At 64.4% G+C, this 9724-nt stretch carries 12 protein-coding genes; 3 read left to right on the top strand and 9 right to left on the bottom strand.

All coding sequences use genetic code 11. From position 1 onward, the window contains the following. Together HGBR_RS05860 and HGBR_RS19400 are read left to right on the top strand one after the other, a co-directional pair. A partial coding sequence (locus tag HGBR_RS05860) for an ISL3 family transposase (RefSeq protein WP_019158400.1) occupies nucleotides 1–794 on the top strand: 794 nt, incomplete at its 5' end. A gap of 24 nt (nucleotides 795–818) precedes the next feature. Beyond that, complete coding sequence (locus HGBR_RS19400) at nucleotides 819–1229, top strand: helix-turn-helix transcriptional regulator (protein ID WP_083882747.1); 411 nt, start codon at nucleotides 819–821, stop codon at nucleotides 1227–1229. Between the two features lie 219 nt (nucleotides 1230–1448). On the opposite strand, the gene HGBR_RS05855 is transcribed toward HGBR_RS19400, so the two are convergent. The 3 genes from HGBR_RS05855 to HGBR_RS19395 all read right to left on the bottom strand — a co-directional run bounded on the left by HGBR_RS05855 (nucleotide 1449) and on the right by HGBR_RS19395 (nucleotide 3610). Next, nucleotides 1449–2066, bottom strand: a complete 618-nt coding sequence (locus HGBR_RS05855; RefSeq protein ID WP_019158399.1) for a LysE family translocator — start codon at nucleotides 2064–2066, stop codon at nucleotides 1449–1451. Between the two features lie 78 nt (nucleotides 2067–2144). Beyond that, nucleotides 2145–2933: a helix-turn-helix transcriptional regulator gene (locus tag HGBR_RS05850; RefSeq protein ID WP_019158398.1), complete on the bottom strand. Its 789-nt coding sequence runs from the start codon at nucleotides 2931–2933 to the stop codon at nucleotides 2145–2147. A gap of 284 nt (nucleotides 2934–3217) precedes the next feature. Then, entirely contained in the window at nucleotides 3218–3610 is a 393-nt protein-coding gene (locus HGBR_RS19395) for a MerR family transcriptional regulator (RefSeq protein ID WP_218915941.1), read from the bottom strand. A gap of 25 nt (nucleotides 3611–3635) precedes the next feature. Here HGBR_RS19395 and HGBR_RS05840 point away from each other — a divergent pair, with 25 nt between their 5' ends. Further along, nucleotides 3636–4445: an aminotransferase class IV family protein gene (locus tag HGBR_RS05840; RefSeq protein WP_019158396.1), complete on the top strand. Its 810-nt coding sequence runs from the start codon at nucleotides 3636–3638 to the stop codon at nucleotides 4443–4445. Nucleotides 4446–4649: 204 nt separating this feature from the next. Here HGBR_RS05840 and HGBR_RS05835 read toward each other — a convergent pair whose 3' ends face one another. From HGBR_RS05835 to HGBR_RS16630, 6 genes are all read right to left on the bottom strand, one after another. Beyond that, a complete protein-coding gene (locus HGBR_RS05835) occupies nucleotides 4650–5483 on the bottom strand; it encodes a helix-turn-helix transcriptional regulator (RefSeq protein ID WP_019158395.1) in 834 nt (277 codons plus the stop codon). Nucleotides 5484–5712: 229 nt separating this feature from the next. Then, nucleotides 5713–6483: an ABC transporter permease gene (locus HGBR_RS05830; protein ID WP_019158394.1), complete on the bottom strand. Its 771-nt coding sequence runs from the start codon at nucleotides 6481–6483 to the stop codon at nucleotides 5713–5715. A gap of 2 nt (nucleotides 6484–6485) precedes the next feature. After that, on the bottom strand, nucleotides 6486–7241 hold the full coding sequence (locus HGBR_RS05825; RefSeq protein ID WP_019158393.1) for an ABC transporter permease: 756 nt from the start codon (nucleotides 7239–7241) through the stop codon (nucleotides 6486–6488). Next, on the bottom strand, nucleotides 7238–8143 hold the full coding sequence (locus tag HGBR_RS05820) for an ABC transporter ATP-binding protein (RefSeq protein ID WP_019158392.1): 906 nt from the start codon (nucleotides 8141–8143) through the stop codon (nucleotides 7238–7240). Before HGBR_RS05820 ends, HGBR_RS05825 begins: the two co-directional genes overlap by 4 nt. Nucleotides 8144–8250: 107 nt before the next feature. Then, nucleotides 8251–8907 (bottom strand): response regulator, encoded by a 657-nt coding sequence (locus tag HGBR_RS05815; RefSeq protein WP_019158391.1) that lies wholly within the window; start codon nucleotides 8905–8907, stop codon nucleotides 8251–8253. Beyond that, nucleotides 8904–9713, bottom strand: a complete 810-nt coding sequence (locus tag HGBR_RS16630) for a sensor histidine kinase (RefSeq protein ID WP_218915940.1) — start codon at nucleotides 9711–9713, stop codon at nucleotides 8904–8906. The genes HGBR_RS05815 and HGBR_RS16630 overlap by 4 nt, the downstream gene beginning before the upstream one ends. Nucleotides 9714–9724: the final 11 nt, after the last annotated feature.

The raw sequence follows: 9724 nt of genomic DNA, 5'->3' as shown, positions 1-9724 counted from the left end.
GGCACACCCGCCGCGGCGACAAGTACGTGACCGTGATCATCGACCTGACCGGGCCACGTACCGGCTCGGGCCCGGCCCGGCTGCTCGACATGGTCGAGGGCCGCTCCAAGAGCGTGTTCAAGACCTGGCTCGCTGAGCGTGACCAGGCCTGGCGAGACGCCGTGGAGGTGGTCGCGATGGACGGGTTCACCGGCTTCAAGACCGCGGCAAGTGAGGAGTTGCCTGACGCGATCGCGGTGATGGACCCCTTCCACGTCGTCCGCCTCGCCGGCGACGCCCTCGACAAGTGCCGCCGCCGGATCCAGCAAGACCTCCACGGTCACCGCGGCCGTGCCGGCGACCCGCTCTATTCGGCCCGGCGGACCCTGCACACCGGCACCAGCCTGCTCACCGACAAACAGAAGACCCGGCTCGAGCAGCTGTTCGCCGACGATGATCACGCTGCCGTCGAGGTCACCTGGGCGGCCTACCAGCGGATGATCACCGCCTACCGCGAAACCGACCCTGCCCGCGGCCGCGACCTGATGAACAAGCTGATCGCCAGCCTCAGCAGCGGCGTGCCGGCCGCGCTCGTCGAACTCCGCACGCTCGGCCGGACCCTCAAACAGCGGGCCGCCGACGTGCTGGCCTACTTCGACCGGCCCGGCACCAGCAACGGACCGACCGAGGCCATCAACGGCCGCCTCGAACACCTCCGCGGCTCCGCCCTCGGCTTCCGGAACCTCACCAACTACATCGCCCGCAGCCTGCTCGAAACCGGTGGATTCAGACCCCACCTACACCCTGGATTGTGAAGAGCCGCTTTAGCGGCGGCGCTCATGCAAAGTGACGTCACAAAACCGTGGCGTCTGGTAGAGCTCGCGGCGCATGCCTGCCTGTCGGTTCACCAGCTCGCGCGCGTCTTCGTGGATGCATTCGGCGTTACCCCGCATACCTATTTGTCGATCCTGCGTGTGCAACGCATGGCGAAACTTGTCCGCGAGACGAATAGCCCGGTGAGCGTGATCTACCAGCAAGTCGGATGGAGCAGTCGCGGCCACGCCGCGATCATCTTCCGTCGCTACCTTGGCGTCAACCCGTCGGAGTACCGCCGATACGGGCCGCCGACCGTGAGTCGTGATGGGCCGGGCGTAGGCGTCGCCCGCGCCGCGAAAAGTGCTAACGAAAGCGCTAAGCAACCTGTAGGTCGGGGTATCACGGTGGAGTTATCCACAGGGCACACGTCGTAGATCGTTGATTTCATGCGGCAGAACGCCCTACCGAGATTCGCGGCGCGAGGGGGTCGCGGTCAGTTCAACTCCCACGCCTTTGCGCACAGCCACGGTAGATTGAGCCCTGCAAGCACGCCCGCCCAGACGCAGCTATGTTTGCTCCCCTACGGGGTTCTATCCTCGACGTAAGTCCGAGATGGTGCCTTGAACAAGGTCGCCGTACTTGGGCAGATGCTTCTATCCGAGGTGTTGCATTGCGAGGGACGCGATCATGCCGCCGCCGAAGAGGATGAGGAAAGCACCCGCGATCCTCGTGAGCCACGGTAGGAGCCGATCCATGCGAGCAAGCGCGCGGCGTGAGCCGAGTACAACGGCGACGAACACATCCCAGCCCAAGACGATGGAGAACATCCAGACCCCGTAGAGGGTGAGCGTCAACGGTGCGGCGGTACCGACGGCGGCGGCGAGGCTGACGTAGAACAATGCGTTCTTCGGGTTCAACAGGCCAGAAGCGATGCCGAGGCCGAAGTTTCTCAGCCAAGTCGTGCGCTGAGTGCTCGATACGTGATCGAGGTCGATTCGTGCTCGTGAGCGCAGGAACGCGACGCCGATAAAGATCAGGAACCCGCCGCCGACGACTTGGATCGCGTTCAGCAGCAGCGGATGTGAGATGAGCGAAACGCCGGAGAACGCGGCTGCGATGAAGATCCCATTTGCGGAGGCGATCCCCAGGCAGACGCCGGTGGCGTTGCGCCATCCGCTGGTCATCGCGGTGCGGGCGATGAGGAAGAAGTCGACGCCAGGGATTAACAAGGCCAGGAAGTGGGCGGCGGCGACGGCGAGGAACTGCTCCATCTCTCCCCTTGGATGTGTGACGGTCAACCCGTCAAGCATCCAAGGGCGCAAACGCCGCGGTCTTGTACGTTCTTGCAGTCAGGCCCGGTAGGTACCCGGCGAGGCGGCGACGTGGGCGCGGAAGACGCGGTGGAAGTGGCTCTGGTCGGTGAAACCGAGCGCGTGCGCGGTCTCAGCGATCGGCCGCCCCTCGCGCAGCATCCGCCTCGCCATCACCACACGCGCGTTCTGTCGCCAAGCCAGCGGGGAGAGTCCGGTGACGCGGCGCATCGCTCGGATGAGCTGATACTTCGACATGCCGACTGATGCAGCCAGCTCGGTCAGGGGCGGGTTCGTCTCATCGGTGCGGAGCCGGTGCATGACCGGGGCGAGACGGGCCAGCAGTTCGGGGTCCGCCTCGCTCGCCGCGACATGCGCAGGTGCGGCACCCTCAATCTCGGCGAACAAGGCCTTGAACTGTGCTTCCAGTAGTTCTCGGGGCTCATCGGTGAATACTGCGTCGTTGACCGCGCTGACCTGGGAGCGCAGCTCGGGGTGGCGCAGCACTCTGATGCCATCGAACAGCCCGCTCGTCTCTCCGCCCGGTGCGAGAGCGGCAGCCCAAGCCTGATCTGCGTGGATCATCTGGTAGAGCCAGTGGCCCCGGTCGGGATTGCAGGCGTGAACCTGTCCAGCGGGGATGACGATGACATCCCCTGGCTCCAAGCGCGTCTTGCCGTCGAGTGGGCCGGTCAGCACCGAGGTTCCTGCGTCGATCGCGCCGATCGAGAACGAATCGTGGGTATGGGGCCGGTAGCAGGGGTTCTCCTGGCACGACCGCCTGGCCTCCAGATGCGGGAGGGCTGCGCTTCGCCAGAACTCTGCCACGCCCCCTCCTCGTTCGTTTCGCTACATCGAAGCAGTTGGTGCCTGTCTCGTTCCCGGTTCTAGGTTACGCTGCGGCGCCGATCGGTCGAGGATCGTAACAGCTTTGTCTCTCGTAGGCCGTAGAGTTGTCCGTGAGACCAAAGCAGACCAGACGTAGCTACTTTGGCGACCGCACGGCGTTCTCTCCTCCATGTAGTACTTGGTGGAAAGTACCGAACTCCGCTGAGACCTGTCTCTTGATGCAGTATGCGTCCGTGGTTCGCCTGCTATTGGCTTCTGAGCGGCTAGACGGATTGATGCTCTCTTGGTGTCGAGGAGTCGATCAGGCCTTGGAGGGTGTCTCGGGTGCTGACCAGTTTAGCGATCTGCGCGTCATAGTCGTGCAGGTGTTCCACGAGTAAGGGAACCGCGCATGGTTCCAGACGGTCCGAGTCATGGATGCAGTCGAGCAGTTCGTTGATCGCCCGAGTAGGAAGCCCCGCTGCCAGCAGCGTCCTGATATGACGAACTTGACCAGCCACGGCCGGGTCGAACAGTCGCTGCCCCGACGAAGAACGTTCGGCTTCGATAAGCCCCTGGTTCTCGTAATACCGCAGCATCCTTGGAGTCGCGCCGGTGCGGGCCGCCAGATCGCCGACGCGGAGCAGCCGCGCACGGTCTTGACTTGCCTCTGCCACTAGCGTCAACTCCTACGGTCATCTCATGACCCTTCAGATCACTCACCTCAATGGTAACCCCGCAACCGTCTCGGACCTTGCTCCACTATCCTTCGCGGGGTATGCCCACTTCACCGCGATGCAGATGCGCGACTACTCCGTGCCGGGCCTCGATCTCCACCTCGCGCGTCTGCGTCAAGCCAGCGACACGCTCTTTGGACAGCATCTTCCCGATGAGCGAATCGCCGACTACCTTCGGACGGCTGTCGAAGCCTCCGAAGCAACGGACGCATCGGTGACCTGCTTCATCACCTCCCGGCCTGGCGAATTCGCCCCCGCAGGCGAAAGCCCCAAACTCGATGTGCTCGTAAAAGTCACCGACCCCGCAGTTGCTCCTGCCGGTCCTCTTGCCCTGGATATCGTGCGGCATGAGCGGCACCTGTCGCAGGTGAAGCATGTCGGCGAAGTCAGCAAGACCTTCTTTCTCCGTCAGGCCATCGAGCGAGGTTTCGATGACGCAGCATTCGAGGACTCGGCCGGCAGATTGAGTGAGGCGACGATCTGGAACCTCGCATTCTGGGATGGCGAGTCGGTCATCTGGCCGGAAGCCGAGTACCTGCCGGGAGTGACCATGCAGATACTTGCGCGCCGCCTACACCGACTGGGCGTACCGCAACAGACCCGCACCATCCACACAGCGGACCTCAGTGAAAGACTCTCGGCAGTCGTGATGAACTCATGGACACCCGGAATAGCAGTGTCGCTCATCGGCGACCAGTCGATGGCTCAAGATTCGAAGTTCATGAGACTTCTCAACAAGGCATACACCACAGAAAACCGCGACCGCCTGAAGTGACAGCCTAGGCGTAGAGGCAACTACTTTTGCGCCTGCACGGGGTACCTTGCTCGGCGTAATAGCGGGTCAGCGGCGTGGACAGTGACCGGTCACCGTCACTGGCGGCGACCGAGCGCAGCAGGTACTTATACCCGTCGCCCGCGCTCATCACCCGCATGGAGACTGTCATGCAGATCAGGTATGCATCGGCACCAACGGCTCCGATTACGCAGGGATTCGGCGGCTGTGCCGGCTGTGTTGGCGGTAGTGGGCGGGAGTGATGCCGACGGCTTGGCGGAAGAGCCGGGCGGCGTGGCCGCGGCTGTGCCATCCAACCTCACCCATGGCCTGCTCGATCGGCAGGTCCGTCTCGCGCAACAGACGCGCCAGGCGCTCGGCGCGCACGGTCGTCAGGTACGTCATCGGAGTCTTGCCGTAGGCCTCCACGAAGACCCGTCCGAGCTGAGACGGAGAGAGGTAGACCGCCGCGGCCAGCGCGGGCAAGGTCCACCGTCGAGCCGGCTGGTCCCGCAGCAGGCCGGCCGCGGCACGGGCCTCAGCCCGCAGCGGCGCCAACCTTTGGAAGGCGGGCGCGGTGGGCCAGGTGGCTTTGTGCTGGGTCGGGGACTGACGCACCGTCGTGGTCTGCACGAACGGGGAGACCACGTCCAGCACGCCGAACAGCAGGGACTGCATCCGGTAGAACCGCTCCGGCGCCGGGCCGTCCAGGCTGAGTTGGCCGAGTTCATCCAGCCACGGCATCAGGCACCCGGCGCGGTGCTCACCTAGCCGCAGTATCTGGGCTGGTTCGGCGTAGCGGGCGGCGAGGAAGTCTTTGGCTTCCAGCCGGTCGCTCAGGATGGCGGCGTGCTGCCAGAACACCTGGTCGACCACATAGTCCCGATCCAGGTACAGGGTCGTGGTCGTGACCCACTCTTCCGGTTGGGCCCCGCACAGGGTGTTCGCGGCCAGCAGCACCGCATCGCCAACCCCGACGGGGCGTTCCCCGAACTCGCTGAACAACCAGGCGGCCCCCGCCCGCACGAAGATCAGCTTCACGCAGTCATAGGCGATCGGATCACGCCGCCGATGCACACTCTCCGTCCGTGTCAGCACCGGTGAGAAGCCGTGTTCGGGCACGTCGCCCGCCGACGCCCCAGAGGCGAGCGGAACCCGTCGAACGTCCACTGCCGTGTCCCGCTAACGCCTTGCCATCGGGTGACCTGCCACAGCCTGCTGGCGGGGAGCATCGTCAACTTCGGTCACGGCGCTGTGTCCCATGCTCTCGCTAGGTGCGGGTGTCGGTGTGATTGAGGATGATCGAGGTGCCGGCAATGACGATCACGGCCAGCACTGCCGACAACCCGATGGTGACGCCGACGACGTCGGGGGTCAGGGCTGAGACGTCGAAGCTCGTACCTTGCCCCGTGAGCATCGTGGCGCTTCCGGTCTGTGTGGTCCGAGTGAGCAGTGCGTAGGGCGTCATGGCGACACCGGGGATCTTCAGAAGCAGCGCCATCGTGCTGGCGCCGGTGAGGACGAGCGCGATGGCGACCGGCGCCGCGAAGCTTCGCGCGAAGGTAGACAATGCCGATTGGAAGGCAACGACTGGGACTTGAGCGGCGATGATCAGCAGGCTCGTGATGAGGTAGTCCGTCGGAAGCATCCCGGGCAGGCCGAAGAGGAACTTGCCGAGCGCGATCACGGCGGCCACGAGCACGATCTGCATCACGGCGGCGAGGATCGAGATTGCTGCGATCTTGCCGACCACGATCTGCCAGGTTGGCACGGGGCGGCTCATCAGCGCGTTCCAATTGCTGTTCTTGTGCTCCACGCGCCAGACGAGCGAGGCGAGGATCGCGATGCCGACGGGCAGGATCGCCATGCCGTAGAAACCGATCGACCGGACCCACAGCGTGTGCCAGCCGTCGGCGAACTCACCTTCGACGGCGATAGTGCTGCCGGAGCCGGCGACGACCATGATGATCGGCAGGAGCACGACGACGCTCCAGCTCATGGATCGCTTGAGTTTGAGGAATTCCGAGATAATCGAACCCATAGTCATGCCTCCTGGCGGTCGAAGCGTCCGGTAACGAACAGGAAGAGAGCCCCGCCCACGACCGCTAGCCCGATGACGCTGAGGTAGGGCAGGTCGAAATACACCGGTACTTCGCCGACGTAATCGGACTGCACCGTCAGCGGGTAGTAGCCCCAAGGGACAAGATGGGCCAGCCAGGCGGGGAACAACTCGCCGAAGATCGCTAGGAACATTCCGACCAGGCCGACGCCGATGCACACGAGCTGGTTCTCGACCTTCGCCGACAGCAGGATGTGGAACGCGAGAACGGCAAGGTTGATGATGATGAGCGCGCCGATGTAAGCGGCCCAGCGTCCGAGCGGGGCGGGGGTCGATATCCCAATCAGGGTGCCGAAGCCCACGATCACCACGCCCCACACGGCAGTGGCTGCGGCCACGAGCACGCCGAGCGAGACGAACTTCGCCCGGCACATCTGCCCAGGGGTGAGGCCGGACGTGGCAGAGGAGAGCCATCCGTTGCCGGTGTGCTCGATCTCGACCTGTCGGCTGGCGATGACGGCCACCAGGATCGGCGCGATCAGCGCCGCTCCCATGCCCAGGCCACCGAACAGTGTCTTCCATGCGTAGTCGTTGGGATCATCGAGGCGTTCGAAGGCACCGGACCCGAATGCGTTGTACATCGACATCAGCGCGACGCTGATCGCCAGCAACGCGACGAAGAGTCCCACACGGAGGTGACGCATCTTCGCGAACTCATTCATGATGGCGCGGGCGTTCACAGTCCGCCTCCTTCGGTGAGTCCCATGAACACCTGCTCCAGGGTCTGCTCATCGCGGCGAACCTCATAGATGGCGATGCGTTCGCTGACGAGTGCAGCGATGACTCCGGCGGTGGCGCGTTCGCTGAGTTCGGTGACGCGGACTTCTCCTTGGTCGACGCGGCTGTCCGCGCTGTTCGCCAGTAGTTCACTGGCGCGGCTGGGGTCGTCGCAGCGAATGAGGACGTCGGGGGTGGCGGCGGAGAAGAGTTCGTCGCGGGTGCCCTGGAAGATCATCCGTCCCTGGCTGAGGATGCCGAGCATGGTGGCGGATTTGTCGATCTCGCCGAGCAGATGGGAGGACACCATGACAGTGACACCGCCGTCGGCAAGCGTGCGCAGCAGCTCGCGCATCTCCTCGATACCAGCCGGGTCCAGGCCGTTGGTCGGTTCATCCAGAATCAACAGCTTCGGCTCTCGGGCCAGCGCCATCGCGATACCGAGGCGCTGCTTCATCCCGAGGGAGTAGTTACGGACCTTCTTGTCCATCTGGCCCTGCATCCGCACCGTCGCGATCGCGAACTCGATCTGCTGATCGTTCAGACCGAGCAGGCGCTGGATGATGCGCATGTTCTCCCGGCCGGTGAGATGTCCGTACCCGGGAGGCGACTCGATGAGGGACCCGATCCGACCCAGATGCTCCCGTCTCGTGCTGCGATCCATGGGCTTGCCCATGATCTCGACGCCGCCACTGGAGGGCTGGACGAGGGAGAGCAGCATCTTCATGGTCGTGGACTTGCCCGAGCCGTTCGGGCCGAGGAACCCGTAGATCTCGCCTTCGGGAATGTAGAGGTTCAGATCCTCGACGACGGTGCGCTTGCCGTAGCGTTTGGACAGGTTTTCGGTTGCGACGATGGTGGCCATACATCCATCGTTCCGAGCATCGCCGTCCGAGTCGTCACTGGCGTGAGTGATCTTTCGGGTAGTCCTCACGGACTACCCGCGGAACCCCTGCCTCCAGGTTCGTAGGTTCAGGCGAGGTCGTGCTGGTAGGCGAGGACGACGGCCTGCACCCGGTCTCGTAGGTCAAGCTTCATCAGAATGCGGGAGACATGGGTCTTCACCGTGTTCTCCGCGATCACCAGGGATTCGGCGATCTCAGCGTTCGACAAGCCCTGGGCCAACAGTCGCAGGATCTCGTGCTCGCGCGATGTCAGCTCGTCCAGACGGGCGTTCATCGCGAAGGACCGCGCGGGGCGCGCCGGCTTCGAGGCGGTGAAGTGGTCCAACAGTCGCCGCGTGGTGCTCGGAGCCACGACGGCATCGCCGTGATGGACATGTCCGATCGCCTCTGCAATACCGTCCGTCGGGGTCTCCTTGAGCAAGAACCCCGACGCGCCAGCCTGGAGCGCGTCGTAAGCGTACTCATCAAGATCGAACGTGGTCAGGATCAGCACCCGCGGCCCGCCCGCCGCGCAAATCCTGCGGGTCGCCTCAACGCCGTTCATCCGCGGCATCCGCACGTCCATCAGCACGACATCGGCATCGATCTGCTGCACCAGATCGACCGCGGTGTCTCCGTCATCGGCCTCACCGACGATCTCGATCCCCGGACGTGATTCCAGCACGAGCCGGAGCCCCGCCCGTACCATCTCCTGGTCATCGACCAGCACGAGCCGGATCGTCACTCCGTTCCTCCGCTCAGACTCAGTGGCAGCGTCACCGTCAGGTCGAATCCGCCACCTTTCCTCACGCCCGTGCGAACGTCTCCTCCGTACAGGGTGACGCGCTCGCGCATCCCGACAAGTCCGTGCCCCGCTCCATCCGGGAGCCACATGTTCGGTCCGGCCCCGTCATCGGCGATGGTGACCGCTAATTCAGTGTTTGTGTATTCGAGGTGGACGTCGACCCGAGACAGCGTCGGTCCGCCGTGCTTGCGGGCGTTCGTGAGGCCTTCCTGCACGACCCGGTAAACGCACAAGTCGAGGCCCTCGGGCAACGGCACGGGTTCATCCGACACGCTCAGCTCTGCGGGAAGCCCCGCTGCGCGGGACTCGTCGACAAGGACCTGAAGCTGGCCCACGCCGGGCTGCGGTCCCAGGAGCGCCGCCTCCGAGGTGCGCAGCACTCCGACCATGCGCCGCATCTCGGTCATCGCCTGTCGCCCCGTATCACGGGCCGTGACCAAGGCCTCCTCGGCGCGAGCCGGTTCAGTGCGGACCCTCGACAAAGCACCGTCAGTCATGAACACCACCACGCTGAGACTATGGGAGACGACATCGTGGATCTCCCGCGCGATCCGGGTCCGCTCCTCCGCCGCCGCGATCTGAGCCTGCGTGTCACGTTGCTGTTCCAGCTCACGTGCGCGCTCCCGCAGGCTCTCGGTGTAGTCGCGACGCACCCGAACGATGGTGCCCGCCAGCCACAGGATTACCACGCCCACCAAGAACTGTGCCATGGCGCCGTACCCCACCCGGAGGCCATCGTCGAACATCTGGCTCAAAG

It is taken from the genome of Brevibacterium senegalense (assembly GCF_000285835.1).
GTDB classification, from domain to species: domain Bacteria; phylum Actinomycetota; class Actinomycetes; order Actinomycetales; family Brevibacteriaceae; genus Brevibacterium; species Brevibacterium senegalense.
The sequence above is the reverse complement of the archived record's forward strand: the minus strand, read 5'-3'. Positions and strand labels throughout refer to the sequence as shown.

Coding starts and splice junctions, on each gene's coding strand:
- HGBR_RS19400 (WP_083882747.1), top strand. CDS start 819: ATGCAAAGTGACGTCACAAAACCGTGGCGTCTGGTAGAGCTCGCGGCG.
- HGBR_RS05855 (WP_019158399.1), bottom strand. CDS start 2,066: ATGGAGCAGTTCCTCGCCGTCGCCGCCGCCCACTTCCTGGCCTTGTTA.
- HGBR_RS05840 (WP_019158396.1), top strand. CDS start 3,636: ATGACCCTTCAGATCACTCACCTCAATGGTAACCCCGCAACCGTCTCG.
- HGBR_RS05830 (WP_019158394.1), bottom strand. CDS start 6,483: ATGGGTTCGATTATCTCGGAATTCCTCAAACTCAAGCGATCCATGAGC.
- HGBR_RS05820 (WP_019158392.1), bottom strand. CDS start 8,143: ATGGCCACCATCGTCGCAACCGAAAACCTGTCCAAACGCTACGGCAAG.
- HGBR_RS16630 (WP_218915940.1), bottom strand. CDS start 9,713: ATGTTCGACGATGGCCTCCGGGTGGGGTACGGCGCCATGGCACAGTTC.